The sequence below is a fragment of the Peptoclostridium sp. genome, assembly GCF_009881055.1.
In the GTDB taxonomy this organism is placed as follows: Bacteria; Bacillota; Clostridia; order Peptostreptococcales; family Peptostreptococcaceae; genus Peptoclostridium_A.
On the sequence record NZ_WXFG01000032.1, the window covers coordinates 76,001 to 101,780 of the forward strand.

27 protein-coding genes are annotated in these 25,780 nt (G+C 45.1%); 23 read left to right on the top strand and 4 right to left on the bottom strand.

Translation table 11 applies throughout. The features are described 5' to 3' along the window. The first annotated feature begins 18 nt into the window (after nucleotides 1–18). The 13 genes from coaBC to GT589_RS09275 are packed head-to-tail and all read left to right on the top strand — an operon-like array spanning nucleotide 19 to nucleotide 13,951. Entirely contained in the window at nucleotides 19–1,218 is a 1,200-nt protein-coding gene (gene coaBC / locus GT589_RS09215; protein ID WP_293398388.1) for a bifunctional phosphopantothenoylcysteine decarboxylase/phosphopantothenate--cysteine ligase CoaBC, read from the top strand. A gap of 48 nt (nucleotides 1,219–1,266) precedes the next feature. Further along, a complete protein-coding gene (gene priA / locus GT589_RS09220) occupies nucleotides 1,267–3,732 on the top strand; it encodes a primosomal protein N' (RefSeq protein WP_293398389.1) in 2,466 nt (821 codons plus the stop codon). 21 nt (nucleotides 3,733–3,753) lie between these two features. Further along, entirely contained in the window at nucleotides 3,754–4,206 is a 453-nt protein-coding gene (gene def / locus GT589_RS09225) for a peptide deformylase (RefSeq protein ID WP_293398390.1), read from the top strand. Nucleotides 4,207–4,236: 30 nt separating this feature from the next. Further along, entirely contained in the window at nucleotides 4,237–5,172 is a 936-nt protein-coding gene (gene fmt, locus GT589_RS09230) for a methionyl-tRNA formyltransferase (RefSeq protein ID WP_293398391.1), read from the top strand. Between the two features lies 1 nt (nucleotide 5,173). Then, nucleotides 5,174–5,923: a DUF116 domain-containing protein gene (locus GT589_RS09235; protein ID WP_293398392.1), complete on the top strand. Its 750-nt coding sequence runs from the start codon at nucleotides 5,174–5,176 to the stop codon at nucleotides 5,921–5,923. A gap of 2 nt (nucleotides 5,924–5,925) precedes the next feature. Continuing rightward, nucleotides 5,926–6,606, top strand: a complete 681-nt coding sequence (locus GT589_RS09240) for a zinc metallopeptidase (protein WP_293398393.1) — start codon at nucleotides 5,926–5,928, stop codon at nucleotides 6,604–6,606. A gap of 45 nt (nucleotides 6,607–6,651) precedes the next feature. Beyond that, nucleotides 6,652–7,983 carry a 16S rRNA (cytosine(967)-C(5))-methyltransferase RsmB gene (gene rsmB, locus GT589_RS09245; protein WP_293398394.1) on the top strand — a complete coding sequence of 444 codons (1,332 nt, stop codon included), beginning with the start codon at nucleotides 6,652–6,654 and terminating at the stop codon, nucleotides 7,981–7,983. 1 nt (nucleotide 7,984) lies between these two features. Continuing rightward, entirely contained in the window at nucleotides 7,985–9,016 is a 1,032-nt protein-coding gene (gene rlmN, locus GT589_RS09250) for a 23S rRNA (adenine(2503)-C(2))-methyltransferase RlmN (RefSeq protein ID WP_293398395.1), read from the top strand. Between the two features lie 4 nt (nucleotides 9,017–9,020). Further along, on the top strand, nucleotides 9,021–9,770 hold the full coding sequence (locus GT589_RS09255) for a Stp1/IreP family PP2C-type Ser/Thr phosphatase (RefSeq protein WP_293398396.1): 750 nt from the start codon (nucleotides 9,021–9,023) through the stop codon (nucleotides 9,768–9,770). 14 nt (nucleotides 9,771–9,784) lie between these two features. After that, nucleotides 9,785–11,737, top strand: coding sequence for a Stk1 family PASTA domain-containing Ser/Thr kinase (pknB, locus tag GT589_RS09260; protein ID WP_293398397.1), 1,953 nt, complete (start codon nucleotides 9,785–9,787; stop codon nucleotides 11,735–11,737). Nucleotides 11,738–11,749: 12 nt separating this feature from the next. Beyond that, complete coding sequence (gene rsgA, locus GT589_RS09265) at nucleotides 11,750–12,637, top strand: ribosome small subunit-dependent GTPase A (RefSeq protein WP_293398398.1); 888 nt, start codon at nucleotides 11,750–11,752, stop codon at nucleotides 12,635–12,637. Then, a complete protein-coding gene (gene rpe, locus GT589_RS09270; RefSeq protein WP_293398399.1) occupies nucleotides 12,637–13,296 on the top strand; it encodes a ribulose-phosphate 3-epimerase in 660 nt (219 codons plus the stop codon). The genes rsgA and rpe overlap by 1 nt, the downstream gene beginning before the upstream one ends. 19 nt (nucleotides 13,297–13,315) lie before the next feature. Further along, nucleotides 13,316–13,951, top strand: coding sequence for a thiamine diphosphokinase (locus GT589_RS09275; RefSeq protein WP_293398400.1), 636 nt, complete (start codon nucleotides 13,316–13,318; stop codon nucleotides 13,949–13,951). 55 nt (nucleotides 13,952–14,006) lie between these two features. Here GT589_RS09275 and rpmB read toward each other — a convergent pair whose 3' ends face one another. Next, nucleotides 14,007–14,198: a 50S ribosomal protein L28 gene (gene rpmB, locus GT589_RS09280; protein WP_293398401.1), complete on the bottom strand. Its 192-nt coding sequence runs from the start codon at nucleotides 14,196–14,198 to the stop codon at nucleotides 14,007–14,009. A gap of 157 nt (nucleotides 14,199–14,355) precedes the next feature. Here rpmB and GT589_RS09285 point away from each other — a divergent pair, with 157 nt between their 5' ends. The 8 genes from GT589_RS09285 (at nucleotide 14,356) to GT589_RS09320 (ending at nucleotide 21,652) form a co-directional block, all read left to right on the top strand. Then, the gene (locus tag GT589_RS09285) at nucleotides 14,356–14,712 is read left to right on the top strand and encodes an Asp23/Gls24 family envelope stress response protein (RefSeq protein ID WP_293398402.1); all 357 of its coding nucleotides are present in this window, start codon (nucleotides 14,356–14,358) and stop codon (nucleotides 14,710–14,712) included. 16 nt (nucleotides 14,713–14,728) lie between these two features. Next, nucleotides 14,729–16,342, top strand: a complete 1,614-nt coding sequence (locus GT589_RS09290) for a DAK2 domain-containing protein (protein ID WP_330582899.1) — start codon at nucleotides 14,729–14,731, stop codon at nucleotides 16,340–16,342. A gap of 92 nt (nucleotides 16,343–16,434) precedes the next feature. Then, complete coding sequence (locus GT589_RS09295; protein WP_293398436.1) at nucleotides 16,435–17,346, top strand: nucleoside hydrolase; 912 nt, start codon at nucleotides 16,435–16,437, stop codon at nucleotides 17,344–17,346. A gap of 63 nt (nucleotides 17,347–17,409) precedes the next feature. After that, on the top strand, nucleotides 17,410–17,859 hold the full coding sequence (locus GT589_RS09300; RefSeq protein ID WP_293398403.1) for a HEAT repeat domain-containing protein: 450 nt from the start codon (nucleotides 17,410–17,412) through the stop codon (nucleotides 17,857–17,859). A gap of 98 nt (nucleotides 17,860–17,957) precedes the next feature. Then, the gene (recG, locus tag GT589_RS09305) at nucleotides 17,958–20,015 is read left to right on the top strand and encodes an ATP-dependent DNA helicase RecG (RefSeq protein WP_293398404.1); all 2,058 of its coding nucleotides are present in this window, start codon (nucleotides 17,958–17,960) and stop codon (nucleotides 20,013–20,015) included. A gap of 136 nt (nucleotides 20,016–20,151) precedes the next feature. Then, a complete protein-coding gene (gene rsmD / locus GT589_RS09310) occupies nucleotides 20,152–20,706 on the top strand; it encodes a 16S rRNA (guanine(966)-N(2))-methyltransferase RsmD (RefSeq protein ID WP_293398405.1) in 555 nt (184 codons plus the stop codon). A gap of 1 nt (nucleotide 20,707) precedes the next feature. Beyond that, on the top strand, nucleotides 20,708–21,196 hold the full coding sequence (gene coaD, locus GT589_RS09315; RefSeq protein ID WP_293398406.1) for a pantetheine-phosphate adenylyltransferase: 489 nt from the start codon (nucleotides 20,708–20,710) through the stop codon (nucleotides 21,194–21,196). A 3-nt stretch (nucleotides 21,197–21,199) separates the two neighbouring features. Then, the gene (locus GT589_RS09320) at nucleotides 21,200–21,652 is read left to right on the top strand and encodes an ATPase (RefSeq protein ID WP_293398407.1); all 453 of its coding nucleotides are present in this window, start codon (nucleotides 21,200–21,202) and stop codon (nucleotides 21,650–21,652) included. Nucleotides 21,653–21,712: 60 nt separating this feature from the next. On the opposite strand, the gene GT589_RS09325 is transcribed toward GT589_RS09320, so the two are convergent. Then, complete coding sequence (locus GT589_RS09325) at nucleotides 21,713–22,999, bottom strand: nucleotidyltransferase (protein ID WP_293398408.1); 1,287 nt, start codon at nucleotides 22,997–22,999, stop codon at nucleotides 21,713–21,715. Nucleotides 23,000–23,150: 151 nt separating this feature from the next. After that, the gene (locus tag GT589_RS09330; RefSeq protein WP_293398409.1) at nucleotides 23,151–23,666 is read right to left on the bottom strand and encodes an ECF transporter S component; all 516 of its coding nucleotides are present in this window, start codon (nucleotides 23,664–23,666) and stop codon (nucleotides 23,151–23,153) included. 353 nt (nucleotides 23,667–24,019) lie between these two features. On the opposite strand from GT589_RS09330, the gene GT589_RS09335 reads away from it, so the two are divergent. After that, a complete protein-coding gene (locus tag GT589_RS09335; RefSeq protein ID WP_293398410.1) occupies nucleotides 24,020–24,805 on the top strand; it encodes a ComEC/Rec2 family competence protein in 786 nt (261 codons plus the stop codon). Continuing rightward, entirely contained in the window at nucleotides 24,806–25,021 is a 216-nt protein-coding gene (locus GT589_RS09340) for a DUF3006 domain-containing protein (RefSeq protein WP_293398411.1), read from the top strand. 44 nt (nucleotides 25,022–25,065) lie between these two features. Here GT589_RS09340 and GT589_RS09345 read toward each other — a convergent pair whose 3' ends face one another. After that, nucleotides 25,066–25,776: a tRNA threonylcarbamoyladenosine dehydratase gene (locus GT589_RS09345; protein WP_293398412.1), complete on the bottom strand. Its 711-nt coding sequence runs from the start codon at nucleotides 25,774–25,776 to the stop codon at nucleotides 25,066–25,068. Between the last annotated feature and the right edge of the window lie 4 nt (nucleotides 25,777–25,780).

The following is a 25,780-nucleotide window of genomic DNA, read 5'->3' on the forward strand; positions in this document are numbered from 1 at the left end:
ACGTAAGGAGAATGCAATATGCTCAGCGGTAAAAATGTGGTTTTAGGGGTATGCGGAGGAATTGCAGCTTACAAGGCATGTGATATTGTAAGCAGGCTCAAAAAGCTGGGCGCCAATGTCGATGTTATAATGACCGATTCGGCTTCAAAATTTGTAACACCTCTTACATTCCAGACACTCAGCCAGAATCCTGTAGTGCAGGATATGTTCGAAGAGGTGAGCGCCTGGGATGTAAGGCATATATCGCTTGCCAAGAAAGCGGATGTTTTCCTGATAGCCCCTGCAACAGCAAATATAATCGGCAAGATGGCAAATGGCATAGCTGACGACATGCTGTCGACGACAGTTATGGCTACAAAGGCCAAGATTTTAATAGCACCTGCCATGAACAGCGCCATGTATGAGAATCCCGTGCTCCAAAGGAATATCGAGACGTTAAAGGGGCTAGGCTGCGCATTTGTGGAGCCGGAAAGCGGAATGCTGGCGTGCGGAGACATAGGCAAAGGCAAGCTTGCACAGCCTGAGGATATTGTAGAAATAGTACAGCAGCAGCTTCTGCATACAGGCGAGCTATCAGGCAAGACTGTGCTTGTTACAGCTGGACCAACCAGAGAGGCCATAGACCCTGTAAGATATATAACAAACCACTCTACAGGTAAAATGGGATACGCCATTGCAAAGGCTGCAATGAGAAAGGGAGCAAATGTTATATTGGTGTCGGGCAAGACAAATGTGAAGCCGCCACTGGGACTTGAAAAATTCGTATCTGTCGAATCCACAATTGACATGTATAACGCTGTAGTTGAGAATCTCGACGGGTGTGATATAATAATAAAATCGGCGGCAGTTGCTGACTACAGGCCCAAAACCAGATCTGACAAGAAAATCAAAAAGACAGAAGGAGATCTTGTTCTTGAATTGGAAAGAAACCCAGATATACTCCTTGAAATAGGCAAGATGAAAGGCGACAGGATTCTTGTGGGGTTTGCGGCGGAGACTGACGATATTATGGAGAATGCCGCCAAGAAGATTGAGAAAAAGAATCTAGACTTCATAGTGGCAAATGATATAACAGCAGAGGGAGCGGGTTTTGGCGTAGACACAAACATAGCCAAGCTTCTATATAGAGACGGCAAGGTCATCGAGCTTGAAAAGATGAGCAAGGACGAGCTGTCGGAAATAATACTTCAAAAAGTAGCTGAACTATCTGGCAAATAGGCATCTTGAATTAGATGCTTATTTTTATTCTCAAGAGGTGCTTACTGGATGGGCAAATACGCGCAAATAGTCGTGGATAACAATTCATATTACACAGACAGACTTTTCACATATGAGTTTGACGAGAAGGCAAATCTTGAAGTGGGGCAAAGGGTGCTTGTGCCTTTTGGCAAGTCCAACAAGCCGGTGGAGGGTTTTGTATTCAGCATTGAGGACACATTCAATTCGGAATTTGAAATAAAAAAGCTCGCGGGTATAATGGATGATGAAAACCCCATGTTTAGCCATTCACGTGTGGAGCTTGTAAAGTGGATGAAGGAGAATTACCTTTGCACATACATGGACTGCATAAGTCTTATGTATCCCAAGGGGATAAAATTTGAAAACTACAAAGTGGCAAAATATTCAGGTGGGCAACATGGAGACAGAAATATTTCGGGAAGAATTGGGCAGGTTCTCAGCGAGCTTGAGAGGTCAAGAGGCGCTGTAAAGATAAGTGCGCTTGAAAAAAAACTCGGATACAGCGTCCAGGAACACCTGAAAGCGCTCGAGAGGGAAGGCCTTGTCGAGATATCATGGGAATATAAAAGCTCGGAAAATAAAAAGAGCATTGACTACATTGCCCTTGCAGACTACGAAGACATAGATGCCGCAATAGACGAGCTCAAAAGGAAAAGGGCCTATAAGCAGGCACAGGTGCTTGAGTTCCTAAGCATGAACGAAGAGGTGCAAAAGGGAGATCTCAAGGAACTTTTGGGAGCCTCGGAAGCCACCATAAAAGCTCTCATAAACAGCAAGCGTGCGGTGCTTGTCAAAAGGGAGTTTTACAGGGAGCCGTTTGAAGCCTCTCCGGCAGAGGAAGCCAAAACTGTTGAGCTAAACTATGAGCAGTCAGAGGCGTTGGAGTTTATCAGCGGCAGGCTGCAGGAAGGTTTCGTAAGGCCTATAGTACTGCACGGGGTGACGGGCAGCGGAAAGACCGAGGTATATATTTGCGCCATTGAAAAGGCGCTGGAAATGGGAAAGGGCTGTATTGTAATAGTTCCAGAAATAGCACTCACGCCCCAGACGGTATCCAGGTTCAACAGCAGGTTTCCCGGCAGAATAGCCGTATTGCACAGCAGGCTCTCAATGGGCGAAAAATACGACCAGTGGAGAAAGATAAAAAACAAAGAGGCCGACATAGTAATAGGTGCGCGGTCGGCCATATTTGCACCCGTGGAAGACCTGGGGCTTGTAGTCATAGACGAGTTCCATGAGGGTTCCTACAAATCCTCTATGACTCCAAAGTATAACGCCATAGATGTTGCAAAAAAGATATGCGAGCTTGACAATGCAACGCTTGTCCTTGGTTCGGCAACTCCCCCGGTAAAAGACTACTATAGATGTAAAAAAGGGGAATATGATATAATAAGGTTGAGGGCAAGAGCCAACGATTCGGCACTTCCACGCGTCGAGGTCGTGGACATGAAAGCTGAGCTTCAGACGGGCAACAAGGGCATATTCAGCAGAAGGTTCATGCAGCTGCTTGAAAAGACGATTGAAGACGGCAAGCAGGCAATAATACTTCTCAACAGAAGAGGCTATGCAAGCTGCATATCCTGCAGGGAATGCGGCTACGTCTACAAGTGTAAAAGGTGCGATGTTTCCCTGACTTATCACAAAAAGGGAAATGTAGGCAGATGCCATTACTGTGGCTATGAAGAACGCATTCAAAGAAACTGTCCGGAGTGCTCCGGCATTGAAATAGGACCTGTGGGGGCTGGCACACAAAGAATAGAGGATGAAATAAGGTTGGCTTTTCCGGGTGCCAACGTTGTCCGGGTTGATCGCGATACAACGGGCGCAAAAGGCTCATACGAGGAAATTTTTGAAAACTTCAAAACTGGCAAGTCAGATATAATGATAGGCACACAGATGATAAGCAAGGGGCTTGACTTTCCGAATGTCACATTTGTCGGAGTTGTCAGCGCCGACATGATTCTTAATTTTCCTGACTACAAGAGTGCCGAGAAGACATTCCAGCTCATAACGCAGGTGGCCGGGCGGGCAGGTAGAGATTCCTCCCCGGGAGTTGCAGTGCTTCAGGCATACGATCCGGAGCATTACGCCATAACGTTTGCAAGAGAGCATGATTACGAAGGTTTTTATGAGACGGAAATAAAGCTTAGAAGAGCGTTTAATTACGAGCCTTTCAGCAATATAGTTGAAATAGTCGTATCCGGAAAAAATGAGCAGACAGTTGCAAATAATGCAAAAAAAATATATGATTCGATTATATATATAATGGCGAAAAGGGGCTACACTGACTGCAGTTTCATGATGGGACCCAATCCCGGAATGGTCCAGTTTGTGAACCTCAACTACAGGTGGAACATCCTGCTCAAGGACACCTGCATTGAAATCTCAATACTAAAAAAGATAGTGGAGTTTGTCTGCATACGGAAAAGAAGTGACATACTAGACAGCGATGTTAACATAAGCATCGACATTAACCCTGAAAGCTTGATTTAATAAATAGGAGGAGTTTTTCAAATGGCAGTTAGGATCATAAAGACGCAGGAAGATCCTGTTTTAAGAAAGAAATCAAGGGAAGTTGAAATAATCGACGAAAGAATATTTCAGCTGCTTGATGATATGGCTGAGACAATGATAAAGGCTGACGGCGTGGGGCTTGCAGCTCCACAGGTTGGAGTCCTGAAAAGAGTAGTGACAATAGATGTGGGTGAAGGCGTAATTGAAATGATTAACCCTCAGATACTCGAATACGACGGAGAGCAATTTGGAGACGAGGGCTGCCTTAGCGTTCCGGGGAAATTTGGAAAGGTAAGAAGGCCTAACAGCGTGAAGGTTAGCTTTTTAAACAGACAGGGAGACAAGGTTGAAATGGAGGGCACAGAACTGTTTGCAAGGGCAGTATTCCATGAAGTAGACCATCTTGATGGCGTGCTTTTTATAGACAAGGTTGAAGGCGAACTTGAGGAGTAAGCATATTTTGCAGCTTGGAGAGTGATGATAATGAATGCAGTTTTCATGGGAACACCTGAATTTGCAGTTCCATGCCTTGAGGCAATGCTTGAGCAGGGACATGATATAAAAGCGGTTGTGACTCAGCCCGACAGGCCAAAGGGCAGAGGCAAGCAATTGGCAATGCCTCCAGTAAAGCAAGCGGCCTTGAAAAACGGCATAGAGGTATTACAGCCGGAGAATGTAAAGAGTCCGGAGTTTGTAAAAAAGCTAAGGGATATTGCTCCTGATGTAATAGTTGTTGTGGCATTCGGACAGATATTGTCAAAGGAAATACTTGATATACCAAGACACGGCTGCATAAATGTGCATGCATCGTTGCTTCCTAAATACAGAGGGGCAGCGCCAATAAACTGGGTTATAATCAACGGTGAAAAGCAGACTGGCATCACGACCATGCTGATGGACGAGGGTCTGGACACCGGGGACATGCTCATCAAAGAGAGCATACAGATAGAAGAAAGTGAAACGGCCAACGAGCTCCATGACAGGCTTAGCAGTCTGGGAGCTGCGGTTCTTAGAACCACGCTGAGCAGGCTCGAGGATGGAACACTGACAAGAGAAAAACAAAATGACAGCGAATCCTCGTATGCACCTATTATGAAGAAGACGCTCGGAGAAATCGACTGGGGCAAAAGCGCCAAGGACATATTCAATCTTGTGAGGGGAACTTCACCATGGCCTGGCGCATTCACAACGCTAGACGGGATGACCATGAAGGTTATGAAAGCCAGATGCGAAGCTGAGGCAGATGATGAAGGCAGAGCCGGAGAAATACTGGAAGTTTCAAAGTCGGGCATAAGGGTAAAGGCCTCAGAAGGAGTTCTTGCAATAGAGGAAATTCAGATGCCGGGCAAAAAGAAGATGAGCATCGAAGAATATCTAAGAGGCAACAGCATACAAAAGGGTGCAGTGCTAGGAGCTTGATATGAGGCAGGAAAACAGATTCATTCTTTTAATTTTTATATTTGCAGCAATTGTAATGCTAACAGGGCTTGGAATAAATTTTGTAATGCTTGGGGGCAGTAAAAGCGCGGAACTTGCGCTTGCAATTGCTTTCAACAGTGTTGCAGCAGCCGTTTTGGCGCTTGCGCTTTACTGCGCATGGATAATCCACAGACTTTACAGCGGGGGAAAGTGCGGCAGGCTTTCGCTTAGTCTTACGCTAAAGTTGGCGGGAGCTCTTTTTCCGGTACTAATATACATGGCGCAAATTCTCAAGGTCGGAAGAGACGATGTGCGCCGGGTGCTTATCAGGCTCAACAACGAGTATGTATACTCGGGAAGCTACAAGCTGGAGGGCAGAGACATAATGCTGCTCACGCCGCACTGCATACAAAACAGCTCCTGTACAATAAAAATCACAGGGAATGTAGACAACTGCAAAAGGTGTGGACTCTGCAGGGTGGCAGAATTCCTGACACTCAAGGATAAATACGGTATTAATGTCTTTGTGGCTACGGGCGGCACCCTAGCCAGAAAGATAATCAAAGAAAACAGACCAAAGGCCATAATAGCTGTTGCGTGCGAGAGGGATCTCACAAGCGGCATACAGGAAGTTTCGGGCATACCTGTGCTTGGGGTGTATAATGAAAGGCCATGCGGCCCGTGCTTCAATACTAGTGTAAATATAAGTAAAATAGAGGAAGCTGTTCTGTTTTTTATGGGAGGGAACTAAGAATGTACTATGGATTTGATCCGACATTCATATTGATGATACCTGCGATTATACTGACTTTATATGCGCAGATGAAGGTTAAGACAACTTTTGAAAAATATTTGAGGGTACAGTCAAAGAGAGGCTACACTGGTGCCCAGGTTGCTGAATATATGCTGCACAGCAATGGAATAGACAATGTAAGGATAGAAATGGTGCAGGGGCATCTGTCTGACCACTACGATCCAAGGAGCAAGGTGCTTAGGCTTTCAAGGGACGTATATGCCGGAACATCTATTGCGTCTGTATCTGTAGCGGCGCACGAGGTGGGACACGCCATACAGCATGCTCACGGCTACGCTCCACTGCAGATAAGAAGTATGCTTGTGCCTGTGGCTAATCTGGGCTCGTCGCTCGCATGGATATTCATAATGGCAGGCTTTATTATAAGCCCTGCTTTTCTTGACATAGGCATATTGCTGTTCCTGGGGGCCGTACTGTTTCAGATTGTGACGCTTCCGGTTGAATTCAATGCAAGCTCAAGAGCCCTGGCAGGTCTTGAAAGCGGAAGCATAGTCTATCCGGATGAGATAAGATACAGCAAGAGGGTTCTTAATGCGGCGGCACTGACGTATGTGGCGGCGGCAGCGGCGGCAGTTATGCAGCTTATAAGGCTTTTAGTTTTGAGGAATCAAAGAGATTAATGTCCTAGCCCAGCTAGGGCTTATTTTTTGTTGGGAGGCCATGATTTGGAAAACAGCAGGATGATAGCGTATAATGCGCTGTATGACATAGAAGTAAGGGGACAGTACTCAAACATAGCTCTTGGAAACAGCCTCAGAGACAGCGGACTTTCGGATTCAGACAGGGGGCTTGCCACTGAAATAGTATACGGAGTTATTGAAAACAGATATTTTCTGGAGTATGTTATAAAACAGTTTTCAAGCATAAAGCTTGCAAAAATATCGCCAAGCGTCAAGCTCCTACTCAAGATGGGCATATACCAGATTTTAATGCTTGAAGGTGTTAAGGATTTTGCGGCAGTCAACGAGAGCGTAGAGCTGTGCAAACGGATATCGAAAAAATCAAGCGGATTTGTAAACGCCATACTCAGAAATGTGGTAAGAAGCAAGGGCTCCATAGAGCCGCCTTCAAAAGAAAATGGGGCTGTGGAATACTACAGCGTCAAATATTCGTATGAGCCCTGGCTGGTTGATAAATGGCTTAAAAAATACGGAGAGGATTTTCTTGAGGACTTGCTTGAAGCAAACGCCCAAAAACCGAAGCTGTATATAAGGACTAACACGCTAAAGACAAGCAGGGAAAATCTCATGGCAGAGCTCGCAAAAATGGGGATAGGGTGCGAAGCTTGCGATATAGTACCCGAGGCCATAAGAGTAAGCGGCATAAAGAACATAGAGCGAAATGAGCTTTTCAGGAAGGGCCAATTTTTCATACAGGACATAAGCTCAATGCTTATTGGGCATGTGGCATCGCCTGGCATTGGCATGAAGGTGCTCGATGTTTGCAGCGCTCCCGGAGGAAAAGCTACTCATATGGCCGCGCTCATGGAAAACACAGGAGAGGTCATTGCCAGGGACGTACACAGGCACAAGCTAAAGCTCATAAAAGACAATGCCAAGAGGCTGGGCATCTCAAACTTAAAGGTGCAGCTAAAGGATGCCCTGCTTCTAGACGAGGAGAGCATAGAAGATTTCGATATAGTACTGACGGATGTGCCGTGTTCTGGCTTTGGGATTATAAGGAGAAAGCCGGAGATAAAATACAAGCAGAGAAAAGATGTGGAGTGTCTTCCGGAGCTTCAAAGCTCCATACTCGAGAACGCAGCGAGGTACGTAAAAAAGGGTGGACTACTCATATATAGTACCTGTACAATAGAAGATGAAGAAAACATTGAAATTGTAAGGGCCTTCATGAAAAAAAGCGATGAGTTCAGGCTCGAGCCAATAGAAGGCATACATGTGGATGAAAAAAGCCAGAAGTCGGGATATATTCAGACTTATCCCAACGTGCACGGAATGGACGGTTTTTTTATTGCAAAACTTAGAAAGGTCAGATAGAATGAATAAAATCGATATCAAATCCCTTACGGAAGAACAGCTCAGGAATGAAATGGCCCCAATCGGGGAAAAGGCGTTCAGAGGCACTCAGATATTCCAATGGATATATAAAGGGGCAAGAAGCTTCAAGGAAATGAAAAACATACCTGCGGAACTGAGGGAAAAGCTTGAAGAAAAGTTTGTATTACGTGATTTGAAGATGGACAAGAAGCTTGTGTCAGCCATTGACGGCACAAGAAAATATCTCTTCATGCTTCATGACGGAAATGCGATTGAAAGCGTCATGATGCGTTACAAGCACGGTGTCTCAGTGTGTATTTCGACGCAGGCGGGCTGCAGAATGGGATGCAGCTTCTGCGCATCGACCATAGGCGGCCTGGAGAGGAACTTGACTGCAGGCGAGATGCTGGATCAGATAATGAAAATACAAGAGGATGCAGGCACAAGAGTCTCCAATGTAGTGCTCATGGGGAGCGGCGAGCCATTTGATAATTTTGACGAGGTTATAAGCTTCCTCCATGTGGCTAATGAAAAAAACGGTCTGTGCATAGGGTACAGGCACATAACGCTATCAACCTGCGGCATAGTCCCGAAGATATACGAAATTGCAGATATGGGAATGCCTATAAATCTTGCAATATCGCTTCATGCTGCTAATGACGAAAAACGAAGGACCATAATGCCAATAGCAAATGCCTATTCAATAGATGAAATAATAAAGGCCTGCAGGTATTTTGTTGATCAGACCAACAGAAGGATTACATTTGAATATTCGCTGATAAAGGGATTCAATGATTCAACGGCCGACGCCAGAGAGCTGGCTGGCCTTTTGAAGGGCATGCTGGCACATGTGAATCTGATTCCTGTAAACAGCATAGAGGAACGGGACTACAAGAAGCCTTCAAAGGATGAGATTGAGGCTTTCATGAAAATTCTTACAAGAGCTGGGATAAGCTCTACAGTCAGAAGGGAAATGGGAAGCGATATTAACGGCGCCTGCGGGCAGCTAAGAAAGAGCAGCATATCGGGGTGATTAGATGAGATATGAAGCATTATCGGATATTGGCAATGTGCGGAAAGTGAACGAGGATTTTCTGGGGGCGGAGCTGCTAGATGTAAGCGGCAGACCCACAGGGATATTTGTAATCGCTGATGGCATGGGAGGCCACAACAAGGGTGAATTGGCCAGCAAAATAGCAGTTGAAAACACAATAAACTTGCTCAAGGAAAAAATCAAGCAAGGCTATAGTGATGACAATCCGGCCTTTATAATTGAATCCATAATAAAATCGTATGAAGATTCCAACAGCAAAATAATAAAAATGGCAAGCAGCAATGAAGAATATAAAGGAATGGGCACAACTCTGACTACAGCGGTAATACTCCATAACAGGCTCTACATCGGTAATGTCGGGGACAGCAGATGCTACATTTTCAGAGGGAACAGGCTGGAACGGCTGACAAACGATAATTCTCTTGTGCAGGAGCTTGTATTCAAGGGGCTGATAACTGAGGATGAGGCGAGAGTGCATCCTCAAAGGAATCTGATAACAAGGGCTGTAGGACTTGATGAGGTCTTAAAGGTTGACATATATGAAAAGGAAGTCGCTAAGGGCGATCAGATTCTGCTCACAACAGACGGGCTTACAAGCATGATTTCAAGCGAGGACATACAAAGCGTGCTTACAAGCTCGGAAAGCATAACGAAAAATTGCACGGTACTTGTTGAAAAGGCCAAGACTAACGGGGGCAGCGATAATATTTCAGTTATCAACATTTTAATTTAGGAGTTGGTGGTATTGTGTTAGGCAAAATTCTGGGAAACAGATATGAAATACTTGAAAAGGTCGGAGAGGGCGGCATGGCTTATGTATATAAGGCCAGATGCAGGCTGCTCAATAGAATAGTTGCAGTAAAAGTGCTAAGGCAGGAGTTTGTGGATGACGAGGAATTCCTTGAGAAGTTCAAGAATGAAGCACAGTCTGCAGCAAGTCTGGCGCACCCGAACATAGTAAACATATACGACGTAGGGGAAGACAGCGGCGTACACTATATAGTCATGGAGTATGTAGAAGGGCGAGTACTGAAGGATATAATAAAAGAAAACGGCTCGCTTGATCAGGCGTCAGCGCTTGAGATTACAAAACAGATAGCAAAGGCTCTCTCGATGGCACACAGAAAAAACATAATACACAGAGACATAAAACCGCACAATATACTTGTGACCAACGAAGGAATAGTAAAGGTTGTCGATTTTGGCATAGCCAAGGCTGTGACCAGCTCAACTACTACTGCCATAGGAAACGTAATAGGCTCTGTGCATTATTTTTCGCCGGAGCAGGCCAAGGGCAGATTCGTGGACCCAAGATCTGATCTTTATTCGCTGGGAATAGTGCTTTATGAAATGCTCTCTGGAAGAGTGCCTTTCAAAGGCGATACTCCTGTGAACATAGCACTCCAGCATATAAGCGAAGACATTTGCTTCCCTGAAGACAGCCCGGTGTCGGAAGACGTCAAGAAGCTTGTATTAAAGCTTACGCAGAAGAACCAGGCAGAAAGATATGCCCGCGCGGATGATCTTATAAAGGACATAGAGCTCATACAGAAGAATGTCAGTCCGGATTTTTCGGGCATAGACTACAATTCCTGCAAGACCCAGAAGCTTGAAAATCTTGGCGCAGAGCTCGACAAGATACAATCAGCAAAGAAAGCTGAAAAACCGGCTGAAATCAAAGAAGTAAAAGAGGAAGAAAACTCCATGACCAAAAAACCAAAAATAAAGCATAAAAAATTCCTGACGACGCTGGCTGTTATTTTGGCTTTAATTGCATCGATTGGAGCCACTGCAGGAGGCTTCTATATAAAGGATCTGGTAAAGCCAAAGCAGACGAGCATGATTAATATCGAGAATATGAGCGTTGAGGATGCCCGTAAGGCGCTGGAGGATATGGGGCTCAAGCTTGTAGTGGAAAAGGAGATCTACAGCAGCGACGTCAGCAAGGATCATATTATCAGCCAGAATCCTGCAGAAGGTACGCAGGTCAAGAAAAACTATGAAGTTACTGTAGTAGTCAGCAAGGGCGGAAAGCTTGTATCAGTTCCGGATTTTACAGGGGAGAACATAGATTCCATAGCCGGTATGCTTGCGTCAAAGAATTTCAAGGAAGGAATGGTTGATCCTGTATTCAGCGAAGAGCCTGAAGGAACTATAATATCGCAAAGCCCAAGCCCGTATGCAAAGGCCGAGGAAGGCAGCGAGATAAATTTTGTCATAAGCAAGGGCAAGGAGTCTGTTATTGTGACCGTACCTAACCTTATAGGAAATACAATCAGCGAGGCAAGGGCAAAACTTAGCGGCATAACCATAAGCGGCATAGATTATACTGAGGATCCAGACAAGGAAGACGGGATAATAATGAAACAGAGTCCTGCTGCAGGCGAAAAGGTGGAGAGCGGCAGCACGATTAGTATTGTAGTCAACAAGATCTCCGGCGATTCGCAGTCTCAGGGTTCAAATGGCAGCCAGGCAGATTCCACTGTAAAAAAGCAGCTTTCAATCAAGCTGCCGGAGGACAGGGACAGCATAAAAGTGACTGTAAAGGATTCGTCTGGAGTTGTATATGACAAGACTGTTAATCCAAAGGATCTGGGCGGAGTATTGAACGTGCCTATAGAGGGAAAAAGCGGAACAAGCAAGGACTATCAGATTTATGTCGACGGAGAATCATATTACAACGGGAAAGTGAAATTCTAAGAGGAGGGAAATATGCTTAAAGGGAGGATAATGAAGGGGATCGGGGGTTTTTACTACATCGATACGGAAAACGGACTTTACGAATGCAAGGCGAGGGGGATATTCAGAAAAGATAAGGTAACCCCGCTTGTGGGGGATGACGTCGAAATCCAGGTCCTTGACGAGGAATCGAAAAAAGGAGTCATAGAGAAGATATTCGACCGCAAAAGCGAACTCATAAGGCCAAGCATAGCGAATGTAGACACGGCCGTCATAGTATTTGCGGCAAAGGATCCCGACCCCAGCTTCTCCCTGCTGGACAGATTTATAGTGCTTGCCGAGAAGGAAAATCTAGACATAATAATATGCATAAACAAAGTAGATGCGGATGAGGGCAAAGCATTTGAACAAGTGAAGGAGATATACGAAAAATGCGGCTATCCGATAATTGCCATAAGCACATTAACTGGGGAGGGCCTTGGAGAGCTGAGGGAGGCAATAGAGGGCAGGACTGTAGTGTTTTCAGGCCCTTCTGGTGTTGGTAAGTCAAGCATACTAAACTCTATAGATAAAAATCTGCAGCTCAAGACTGGAGACATAAGCAAAAAACTTGGCAGGGGCAAGCACACTACCAGGCACGCTGAGCTGCTAAGACTTGATGAGCATACGACTGTGGCTGACACGCCGGGCTTTAGCTCGCTTACCGTCAACCACATAGCGGAGAGGGAACTTAAGGAGTATTTCATAGAGTTTACAAAATACGAAGAAGAATGCAGGTTTTTCACAGACTGCATTCATGAAAGTGAACCTGGCTGTGCGGTCAAGGATGCTGTTGAAAACGGCGAAATATCACAAATAAGATACGAGAGTTATATTCAGCTTATAAATGAAATAAGGGACTCAAACAGGAGGTACAAGTAATGATAAAATTAGCACCGTCTATACTGTCGGCTGACTTTGCAAATCTCGAGCAGGACGTTAGAAAAGTTGAAAGGGCAGGCTGTGAATATCTGCACATAGATGTAATGGATGGGCATTTTGTGCCGAATATAACGATAGGCCCGCTAATAGTGGAGAGCCTTAAGAAAAAGGATATAGGCATGATTTTTGATGTCCATCTGATGATTGAAAATCCTGACAACTACGTAGCTGACTTTGCAAAGGCGGGGGCAGATATTATAGTCGTACACCAGGAAGCCTGCAGGCATCTTCACAGGACCATACAGAATATCAAATCGCATGGGGTAAAGGCTGGCATAGCGCTCAACCCTGCGACGCCTGTGGACACCATAAAGCATGTCATAGGGGATATCGATATGGTGCTGCTTATGAGCGTCAATCCCGGCTTTGGCGGACAGTCATTCATAGAAAGCGTACTGCCAAAAATAAGCCAGGTCAGGGATATGGCAAGAGAGATGTCACTCGAGCTTGACATACAAGTGGACGGAGGCATAAAGCCTTCTAACGTAAGGATGGTTGTAGAAGCAGGGGCAAACATAATAGTTGCAGGCTCGGCCATATTCAACAGCGAAGATATTGCGGCTACTGTTGCCGAGTTCAGAAAAAACAGCCAGCTTTAAGAAGGGAACATAGGATATCATGAAGGCAGGAATACTAGTAAACGGGACACTTGTAGACAGGGAATTTTACAAAATGCAGCTGTATGGCTGCGATTACATAATAAGTGCAGACGGAGCCTCGAACTTTGCCTACGCTGCCGGAATAGTTCCGGATGTCATAATGGGCGATATGGATTCAATAAGCAGCGACGCCAGAGTTTTTTTTGAAGACAGGGGAGTTGCATTCGAAGGTTTTCCTTCTCGAAAGGATTTCACCGATACGGAGCTTTGCGTGGAGCATGCCAAGTCAAAAGGTGCAACCGAGATAGTGCTGTACGGAGCTACAGGCAGCCGTATAGACCATTCGCTTGCCAATATAGGACTTATGTATCTCATATTTAAAAGTGGTATAAAGCCCAGACTTGTAAATGAGAGCAACGAGGTATTTCTCATAGACAGAGAAATCGAGCTTTCAGGAGAAAAGGGCGATCTGGTATCTGTAATCCCGCTTGCGGGAGATGCCAAGGGAGTGACGCTTGAGGGGCTTGAATATCCTCTTGATAACTATGACATAGACTTTGGAAGATCAATAGGCGTTTCGAATGTGATGACGGGAAGAAGCTGCAGAGTGAGCCTGAGGGAGGGTTACCTTCTTGTCATAAAATCAAAAGACTGATTTGGAATTAAAAAAAAGAGTCGTTAGACTCTTTTCTTTTATCCAAATATAATAATTACATAGGTCTTTCAACTTTTCCAGAACGAAGACATCTAGAACATACTCTTATTTTACTTGGAGAACCGTTCACAACAGCCTTTACGCTTCTAAGGTTTGGCATCCAGCTTCTTTTATTATGACGGTTAGAGTGACTTACCTGATTACCTGAAACTCTTCCTTTTCCGCAAACTTCGCATACCCTTGCCACGTAAAAACACCCCCTTTTACTTCATTAATTGCCGCTTGAAACATAAATATATTATCACATTAGGCCACTTTTTGCAATATAAATATAAATGTATTGAACAAAGGCCATCCATAATATAGAATATGAGATATATAGGAATCCAAGGGAGGGATTGTACATGGCTGGGAAAATCGAAAACAAATACGGAAGTATATACATAGAGCCGGAGGTAGTGGCAAAAATAGCGGGCAGGGCGGCAGTGGAGTGCTACGGACTTGTAGGGCTTGCGTCAAAGTCTGTAAAAAACGGCATCGTAGAGCTTTTGAAGTTTGAAAACATGAGCAAGGGAGTCACGGTAGAATTGACAGAGGACAGTCTTGCCATAGAGCTTTATGTGATAATACAGTACGGGACAAAGATATCTGAGGTGGCCCACAACATAATGGACAGAGTCAAATATTCAGTTGAAAATCAGACGGGCCTGTATGTCACAAGAATAGATGTGAAGGTCCAGGGAATAAGGGTTGGAAAATAAGCTGGAGGTAGTCAAGTTGAGCCAAGAATTAGTGGATGCAAAACAGCTTTCTGAAATGATAATATCCGGAGCCAACAACCTCGAAAATCACAAGGAGCTCGTTGACAGGCTAAACGTATTTCCGGTGCCGGATGGAGATACCGGAACCAACATGTCGCTTACTATGAATGCTGCTGTAGAAGAACTGCTTTCAGCGGATTCGTTGACAATAAGCGAAATTGCAAGAGCTGTATCGAAAGGCTCTTTAATGGGGGCAAGAGGCAACTCGGGTGTTATACTTTCGCAGCTTCTGCGGGGGTTTGCCAATTCAATTGAGGGCAAGGAGAATCTTGGCATATTCGACTTTGCACAGGCGCTAAACCAGGCTACCCAGATGGCATATAAGGCAGTTATAAAGCCTGTTGAAGGCACAATGCTGACGGTTTCCAGAGAGACGGGAGAATGGTCTCTGGAGCTGCTCAAGACAAAGACTACCATGCTGGAGTTCTTTGGTAATATTGTACAGAAGGCCCAGAGTTCACTTGATAATACGCCGAATCTGCTGGCAACACTAAAGGAAGCAAACGTTGTAGATGCAGGCGGAAAGGGCCTGGTGCTCATATTCGAGGGGATGTATAAGGCCTTGTCGGGCACTCCCATTGAGAAGCACAAGGAAGAAGAGGGCGAAGAGGCAATGGTGGAGCTCCACGGCGTGCAGGAGGAAATCAAATTCACATACTGCACTGAGTTCATACTCAAAACTGACAAGATAGACAGCGAGGGAATGCTAAGGCTCATAGAGGACAAGGGAGACAGCATAATGTCCGTAGGGGATGAAGACCTCATAAAGATACATATACACACGAATGAGCCGGGATACGTGATTCAAAGGGCTCTTGACTACGGCGACCTCATCAGCATAAAGATAGAGAACATGAAGCTGCAGCACGAAAACAGGCTGCTGGGCGAGCAGGCAGAAGAAAAACAGGAGTCTAAAAGGTATGGAATAATTGCGGTGGCAGCAGGTGAAGGTATAGCCTCTATTTTCAAGGATATCGGAGCAGACTTAATTATCGAGGGCGGCCAGACAATGAATCCCAGCACTAACGATTTTATTGAAGCAATAGACAAGGTAGAAGCGGAATCGATAATAGTATTTCCAAACAACAAAAACATAATAATGGCCGCGAATCAAGCCAAGGAGCTGAGCCGGAAGAATGTAACAGTGGTGCCTACTAAAAACATTCCGCAGGCAATTGCTGCCATAATTGCCATTAATCCGGACGAGGAAGCTCGGAAAAACGAGGAACATATGAACAGCGCCATAGAAAGAGTCAGGGTGGGCGATGTCACTTTTTCGGTCAGAGACACATCTATCGGTGGGCGCGCGATAAAGGAAGGCGACATCATAGGGATATCCCAAGGAGAGCTCAGGAGCGCAGGAGATGACATAAACAGCGTGGCAATGGAGGTGCTCGAATCCATAGTGACAGAGAACGATGAGATTGTGAGCATATTCTACGGAGAAGACCTGAGTGAAGAAACTGCAAATGAACTTAAACAGACTGCTCAAAAAAGATTTCCGAATGCCGAAGTGGAAATTTATTATGGAGGCCAGCCGGTCTACTACTATATAATGTCCGCTGAATAGATTTCAGCTAAATTTAAAAAGAGCCTTCTGGGCTCTTTTTCATTATTCAGGCTATACATATTAGGAGGACCAGATGAAGAAAAAAGGTTATAATCGACTGCGATCCCGGCTATGATGATGCCATAGCCCTGATGCTCGCTTTTGGAAGCGGCGAGCTTGAGGTTGAGGCTGTGACTACATGTGCGGGCAATCAGACACAGGAAAAGGTGCACAGAAATGCGTTGAGGCTTCTAAGCGGCATTGGGGTGTCGGCCATAGTTGCGCGAGGCGCAAATAGGCCCCTTATGAGAGAGCTTAGCACCGCCGGCAGTGTTCACGGAGAAAGCGGGCTTGACGGAGTAGAGCTCGAAGAAACTACAATAAAGCCAAGTGAGAGTCATGCCGTTGAAGTAATTGCTGATATAGTAAGGTCCAGTAGGGAAAAAGTAACGCTAGTGCCTATAGGGCCTCTAACTAACATAGCTCTATTTGTGAGCATGTATCCGGAATTGAAGGCTTCTGTAGACAGCATAATAATGATGGGCGGAGCCTGCCGGGGAGGCAATGTAACACCCGTTGCGGAGTTCAATATAAAAACGGATCCTGAGGCGGCGGAAATAGTATTCTCTTCAGGCATTCCTATCGTTATGTGCGGGTTGGATGTGACCAGAAAAGCGCTAGTATACGCCGACGATATTAGGCGCATAGGGGATATGGGGAATAGGAGCGCAAAAATAGCTTGCCAAATACTGAAAAAGTATTCGGAATTCTACTACGGGAAGACCTCGATTGCCGGGGCACCCATACATGACGCATGCGCAGTGGCTTATGCCATAGCTCCAGAAATGTTCACATCACTGGAATGTCATGTCGACGTAGAGACTAAAGGTATTCATACTGATGGTCAGACCGTGGCCGACATGGAGGGAAGGCTCGGCAAGCAGCCGAATGCGAGAGTTGTGCTTGATTTGGACCGGGAAAGGCTCATTGATATGATAATATCTGCAGTGGGCAGACTTGAATAGCGAAAAAATGAATAGCCTCTGGCTTTTAGGGAATAATTATTAAAAAACTACAGGAGGTGCACTGTGAGCAGATATGAAACGATTAGGGCAACTCCTCCAAACATTGATGAGTTGGAAAACATGGCAAGAGACAGGAGCAGCTGGCGTGTGAGAATACTCGCAGTTGACGAGCTTAGAAAATGGAATTGCAAGAGATCACGGGATGTGCTGTCGAGGCTTGCAGAATCAGACGCCATAGCCGAAGTAAGAATCCAGGCGATGCGGGCTCTAGAGGTCTTTGGAGAAGCTGTAGGCCACAAAGGTTCAAGCGTGCCGGATGTGCAAGCATACAATCACAGGGCTAACAAGGTTTTCAAAAGGATATGCGCCGCAGATGCAGGCATTGAACCTTCCAAGGCCGTAGAACTCCTTAGGGACTACGACCCGGAACTTTACGACATAATGGATTATTATAAAGGTGATCAGCTAGAAGAGTGGGCAAGCCAGATATGCAGCGATATCAGGAAGAGGTAAAAAAAGTGACAGGCAAATTGATGGAGCGCTGATGTAGGCTCTTGTGATTTTTCGTGTTATAATTATTGCCTAAGAAGAATTAGCCGAGGTGTATTCGATTGAAGCTATCTGACAGCGTGCAAGCGGTAAACGGTGTGGGACCTCAAAAATTAAAGAAGTTGAATAGTATGGGAATATCAACAATATACGACTTGCTGTATTATTTTCCAAGGGCGTATGAAGACAGGAGCTGCTTTACACATGTTCCGCAGCTCAAAGCCGGAGAGAAGGCCTGCATAAAGGGCAGAATTGCTGGGGTTGAAAACAGGAGGCTCAGGAAAAATTTGAGCATAACAAGGATTGATGTAGATGACAATGGAGCCCTAGCCGCTTTGATTTTCTTCAACAGAGATCACCTGACAAAAATCTACAAGACAGGGCAAGAAATCCGGGCCTATGGAACTGTGAAAAAAACGGGAAAATTCACCGAAATCGAGGGCTCTGTGCTTGAATTTTCAAATGAAAAAAAGTCCGCGCTCGGCAGGATAGTTCCGGTATATCCATCATCCGAAGGGCTCAGCAGCAATGAAATCGGAAAAATTGCCAACACGGCTCTGGGCGACATTAAAGAGCAGGGTGAACTTGACAACATTGAGGATTCAATCCCTAAAGACATAATGATGAGGCAAAAGCTTTGCAGCATAGGATATGCAATCGAGAATATACATGCTCCAAGCAGCAGAGAAGCTCTAAAGATAGCTCTCTACAGACTGATATTTGAAGAGCTATTTTTGACGGTCTGCAGGGCTATGTACAATGGCAGCAGGCTAATGAGCAAAAATGCCGTAAAGTTGGCAGTGTCGCCTGCGATATACGGAATAATCGAAAGGCTGCCGTTTGGACTTACGCATGCGCAGGAGAGGACGTTGGATGAAATATTTAAAGACATGCAGGGGTGCAATGTCATGAACAGACTTATACAGGGGGACGTGGGTTCGGGAAAAACAGTCGTGGCGGGCATGGCCATGGCAAACTGCGTGCTTAACGGATTCCAAAGTATTATGATGGCGCCAACGGAGGTACTTGCAAGGCAGCATTACAGCTCCTTGAAAAAGATGCTAGTCCATGAAGATATGAAAATAAGGCTGCTAACTGGCAGTACAAGCCCTGCTGAAAAGGTGAACATATACGAGGAGCTTGAAAGCGGGAAGGTTGACATTCTAGTTGGCACACATGCGCTAATTCAGCCTGGAGTCAAGCTTAAGAAGCTTGGGCTTGCTGTTGCAGACGAGCAGCACAGATTCGGCGTGCGTCAAAGGCTTACGCTCTCCGAAAAAGGCGAAAGCCCTCACTTCATATCCATGTCTGCAACGCCAATACCAAGAAGCCTGGCACTAGCTGCATATGCAGACATGGACATAAGCATAATCGATGAGTTGCCCAAGGGGCGAAAATCAATAGAAACCAGAGTTTTCAAAAATACTGACAGAAAAAAGGCATATACATTTGCACTGGAGCAACTAGAGGCAGGAAGGCAGGCTTATGTAGTATGCCCCCTCATAGAAGCTACAGATGAAAAGGGCAGTGCCATTTCGGCGCTACAGGTATTCGAAGAGCTCAAATCGGGGATTTTCAAGGGGAAGAAAGTCTCCCTTCTTCACGGAAGGCTGCCACAGGAGCAAAAACAGGCCATAATGACTGATTTCGAAAGCGGAGCCGTGGATGTGCTCGTTGCCACAACAGTGATAGAAGTGGGCATAGATGTCAAGAATGCAAGCGTCATAATAATAGAAGGCGCCGAGCAGTTTGGCCTATCGCAGCTGCATCAGCTTAGAGGCCGAGTGGGCAGAGGCGAACACAATTCATACTGCATGCTCATACAGCGTGGAGAAATAAGCCGGAGTGAGCGCCTGAATGTGCTCGTAAGCAGCGATTCGGGCTTTGAAATAGCCGAAAAAGACCTGCAGCTGAGGGGACCGGGCGAAATTGCGGGTCTAAGGCAGCATGGCCATTTCAGATTCAGACTTGCGGATATAAGCAAACATGTTAAAATTCTAGAATCAGCCAGAGCGTGTGCAAAGGAATTGTTTGAGTCTGACCCTGAACTCAGTGAAGAGAAAAATGCAAAACTGAAGGCTTCTCTTGAGGCGGATTATGAAGCCGAAGCAGTTGAATAACTGAATGGCGTAAAAAATAGTAATAAAGTTTCAATTCAATTAATCGAATTTTGGATATAATATACAAAGGACTATTATTGGGCAATAATCATGTTAATTTGTAAGCAATATATGTTAAAATATAAGGAGCAAAGGCATGAGAGTTATTTCAGGTACGGCAAGAGGTACAAAACTAAAATCGGTTGAAGGCTTAAGCACGAGACCGACTCTTGACAGGGTGAAGGAATCCGTTTTCAACATACTGAATTCAGACATTGAAATACGCGGAAGCAGTGTACTAGACCTGTTTGCAGGAAGCGGAGCACTGGGAATAGAGGCTCTTTCAAGGGGAGCATCAAAGTGTGTATTTGTAGACAAGAATGCTGCAAGTATCAAAGTTGTCAAAGAGAATCTCGAAAAGACGAGACTTACCGATAAAGCCGACATATATATGCTAGAAGCAGTCGCGGCAGTTTCCAGGTTAAGGGGAGAGAAATTCGATGTTGTATTTCTTGACCCGCCTTACAGCAAGGATATAGTTCCAAGGATAATTGATGAAATTATCAGCAGCGGAATACTTTCAAGCGAAGCTGTTGTAGTTGTAGAGCATGATAAGGATGATGCTATTCTAGATAGATATGGAAGCCTTGCAATGTTCAAGACAAGACAATACGGAGGCACAGCAGTTTCATTTTTTGAACTGGAGGAGTAGAATGGGCAAAATAGCAGTATATCCCGGAAGTTTCGACCCTATAACAAAGGGGCATCTAGATATAATAATGAGGGGTTCAAAGCTGTTTGACAGACTTATTGTGGCTGTACTGAAAAACCAGAGCAAAAAAAGCATGTTTTCTATAGATGAACGAGTAGACATGCTAAAGCAGATAGCAAGAGACATACCGAATGTTGAAGTGGACATGTTTTCTGGGCTGCTTGTTGATTACTGCAAGGACAGGAAAGTAAATGCAATCATAAGGGGATTGAGGGCAATATCTGATTTTGAGTATGAGCTTCAGATGGCTCAGATGAATAGGCAGCTTAACCAGGAGGTTGAAACCATATTCCTTACGACGAGCACTCAATATTCATTCCTGAGTTCGAGTCTTGTAAAAGAGGTTGCAAGCCTAAATGGAGACATAAGCGAGTTTGTTCCTGATATTGTTTTAACCGAATTAAACAAAAAGCTAAAAGGGGATGTTTAAGATATGGAGGTTCTAAAGCTGCTGGAGGAACTTGAAGATCTGATAGACGAAAGTTCATCTATACCATTTGGAGGCAAGGTACTTCTGGATAAGAAGGAAGCGCTTGAGATTATAAAGGAGGTCAGGATTCAGCTGCCTGACGAAATCAAGCAAGCCGAATGGATAAACAGGGAAAGGCAAAGGCTGCTCCTGGAGGCGCAGCATGAGGCGGATTCGATAATTGAAAATGCAAAATCTTATGTTCAGGAAAAAGTTGAGGCCAGTGAAATAATAAAAGAGGCCAAGAAGCATGCGGATGAAATGATACTCGAGGCCCAGAAGCTGTCAAAAGACATCAGACTTGGCGCCAATGAATATGCAGATGATTTGCTAAAAGGCGTACAGGACAATCTGGAAAAGCTGATCAGTACTGTGTCTCAAAATAGAGTAGAACTGGGAAGAATCGCAAAGGAATAATTACATACGCATACCTAAAAATCAATGTAATACAAAAAAACAGGGACACTAATCATAAGATTAGGATTCCCTGTTTTTTTTTGTAATATACGCAGGCGAGATCATGTAGTCCATGGAGCCTCTGAGCATGGTTTTGCACCCTGCATAATAGACTATGTTGAATATGTCCGTGGAATCAATGTCATACCGGAGCATTCTGCGCATAATGTCATCGCTGATTGAATCGAGCTGCGGCATTTTGTTGATTATGGCAACATCCGAGCTCTGCTTTATTTGCTTCAGGAGCTTAGCGCCATTGTCGTTAAAAGCGAGTATTCTAATATACGGAATCGAATCAAGGCTCCTAAATGCCTCGACATCCTCTTTCTCGATTCCAAGAACTATATTCATAAGCATCCTCTTGATAGCTGTCATCGTATAGCGTTTAGACTTGAGATTTGCGAGCAGTTCCTCATAGGATGAAGCGCGCCTTATTTCGGCTCTTATCTTGTTGTCCATGCCCTCCCTTACTTCCCAAAATCGGGATAGCCTGTCCGATTTTGATATGACAGCGTACGAGAGAATATCAAGAAGAGAATCTTCAGTTACCGGCGTAAGCCCGGCAGCCACCGCCGAGCACATGAGAGCATACGAGGCAGGCGGCACAACGGAGGATATTGATTCGAGAGAGGCTCCCTGTCTGAGGCATTCTCTTATTGCCGTGGCGCTACATATGCTGCCGGAAATCTGAGTGCTGTTATAGTCGGCGGCGATTCGACGCACTGTGGCGGGTGCTATATCGCTTCCAAGGCGCAAAAGGTTCTTCAAATATTCTATCGACAGTATGTTGTTTGGACTTTTGAGAACGGCTAGAGCATCACGGGAGGAAAGGCCGTATGAGCTGGAGGCGCCGTCAATGAAAAGGCCAAGAGCTGCTTGCCTGGCCCTTGGAAATGTCAGTCCGGAATCGAGCTGTTCTTTAAGGAGCGCCTGGAATTTGGCGGGCTCATTTTCGAGTATTTTGGCTATGGCACTTAGCCTGGTAATGTCGCCTGATTCGCTCCCAAAGCAAATGCTGTCGACAACCCTGATGGAATCAAGTGTGAGTACTGAGCCGAAAGCAAAAAGCTCCGCGCTCTGTGACGAGTAGGCGGCAGGAAGCTCAAGCACAAGGTCAACACCTGCCATGACAGCCATCTTGGCTCTTGTCCACTTGTCGAATATGGCGGGCTCTCCTCTTTGAAGAAAATGACCGCTCATGACTGCGACAGTATGCGTAGCACCGGTCTCTTTTTTTGAAGCCTCCAGATGGTATGCGTGTCCGTTGTGAAAAGGATTATATTCCGTTATAAGGCCTAGAACCTTCATGTTGTTGCCTCCTTAGCAGCAGATATTTCCTTGAACCATTAGATGTTGTAATAATGATATTTTACATCAGCATTCGAATAAAGGACAATAAAAGAATATCCGCCTGCGAGAGGCGGATATCCGGAGGGTATATTGTTGTATTATTGAAGAGTTAGTTTTTCATAAGATTATTTTTTCTGACATATGATGTCTTGGATATTGCTATTGAAACCGGAACGGCTATCAGCATGCTGGCAACACCCTGGACTATATTGGCAGGCACTGACCTTAGCGATACTAGTATGCTGCCTTCAAGAACTGCACCTGCAAGCAGGTATCCTGTGACCATAAGACATGCTCCTGCAAATGTGGAAACACCCATTCTAAGTTTTGAAAGGCCGCCCTTCATCAGAAGTCCAACGAGCAGTCCTTCGAGTCCTTTTATAAGAAGAGTGAAAGGAGCCCAGTGAGCATATCCGCTCAAGAGATCCGCAAGAGCAGAGCCGACTCCTCCGGCAACCATTCCGGCAAGAGGACCAAACAGTATTGAAGTAAGGAAGACTACGCTGTCACCTATGTTTATATATCCGTTTGTAGCAGGTATTGGAATTACTATGGCCATGGTTCCAATGCAGACTGCGGCAGTCATGAGTCCGAGTAGTGTAATTTGTCTTACATTCATATTCATTATGATTCCACCTCGATTTATAAATTAGAATGATAAATTATGTTCTATTACATGATAATTATACATATGCGGCTGCTCTCATTCAATAGAATCCGTACCCATACAATTTATATTGTTTTGATGATTTAAGGCGCAGCCGTGCGGATAAAGCCAGAAACAGTGTTAAAGCATGGGGGAAATTGGATATAATGGACTTAGCGGCAGAATGCCATCAAATAATTGCAAAAATAAGAAATGATAAAAGGGGATGCAAAATGAGATTTTTATTAATACATAGATTTAAATTTATTCTAATTGTCATAGCGGCTGCGGCAATGTTGTCCTCGTGTTCCCCGCAGGAAAATGAAGGTCTGATGCAGGTACATTTTATAGATGTCGGGCAGGGAGACGCGACGCTGATAGTATCTCCGGATGGGAAAACAATGCTCATAGATGCGGGCGACAATTCGGCGGGAGACACAGTTGTGAGCTATTTGAGAAGACATGGAATAAAGAGCATAGACATACTGGTAGGAACACATCCGGACTCCGACCACATAGGCGGCCTGGACACCGTTATAGACAGCTTTGAAACAGCCGAGTTTTACATGCCGAGAAAGTCGCACACTACAAATACATTTATGGATGTGCTTAGTGCCGCCAAACGAAAAGGCCTCAGTATTAAGGAGGCCAAGGCGGGAGTATTAATCAGCATAGGCAACGATGTCAAGGGCAGATTTTTAAATCCAAGAAGCTCGTATTCAGATGACAACAATCTCTGGTCAGCAGTTGTGAGACTCGAATATGCAGACAAAAGCTTCCTGTTTATGGGAGACGCCGTGGTTCAAAACGAGCTTGAAATAATGGGCGCCGCGGAAAAAATAGACAGTGACCTTATAAAGCTTGGCCATCATGGCAGCTCGACGTCCACTAGCGAAGACTTTATAAAGTCGGTTTCGCCCGACGTAGCAGTAATATCTTCAAAACAAAACAACAGCTATGGGCACCCACACAAGGAAACGTTGGAGCTGTTGAAGGAACAGTCTATTCTGCTCTATCGGACAGATGAGCAAGGGAGCATAGTGTTCTACTGTGACGGCAAAAAAATATGGACAGACAAAAAACCGGGCACCTACAACTATTATAAGGAGGGGAATTAGATGACAAGAGGAGTAATTGACAGGTTTGAAGGCGATGTTGCAGTTGTGGAGCTCGAAGACAGGAGTGTTGTCGAAATACAAAGGAAGCTGCTGCCCGAGCATGCACTGGAAGGCGACGTGCTTATAATCGACGGCGAAATTGTGTCTATAGACGAGGATGATACGAAAAACAGAAAAGAGAAGGCTGAGAAGTTAATGAACGAACTTTTCGAATAAACGAACATTTCGAGCAAAAAAATAGAATGGCCGAAGCAGCCATTCTATTTATTCATAATGTTGTTTACAACTACAGAAGCCATTACAAGGCCTGCTGCGGAAGGGACAAACGATATGCTTCCGGGAGCGGGCTTCTTGGAGCCTTCAGGTATGAAGGCAGGCACCTCCTGAGGCTTTTCGGTGGAGTAGACAACCTCAAGATTTTTGACCCCCCTGGCCTTGAGCTCCTTTCTCATGACCCTCGCAAGTGGGCACATAGAAGTCTTGTAGATGTCGCATACGCTTATCTTTGTAGGGTCCAGCTTGTTGCCCATGCCCATGGAGCTTATTATGTTGATGCCGCTGAAATAGCATTTTTCAATCAGGTCCAGCTTTGAGGAAACCATGTCAATAGCATCCACAACATAGTCATAGCTGCCACTTAGTATGGTCTCTGAAGTTTCGCTGTCGTATTTTGCTGCTAATGCATCAACGCGGGTTGACGGATTTATGTCATATATCCTTTGCTTCATAACATCCACCTTGTTTTTTCCTACCGTGCTTTGAAGCGCAATTATCTGCCTGTTTATGTTTGTAATGTCAACGGAATCCTTGTCGACGAGTGTAAGATGGCCTACGCCAGCTCTTGCAAGAGCTTCTGCAGCAAATCCGCCTACGCCCCCTATGCCAAGCACAAGCACGCTGGAATTTCTGAGTTTGTTCAAATTGTCACTGCCTATTAGCATTTCTGTTCTCTGGAAAACAGAATCTGTCATGATA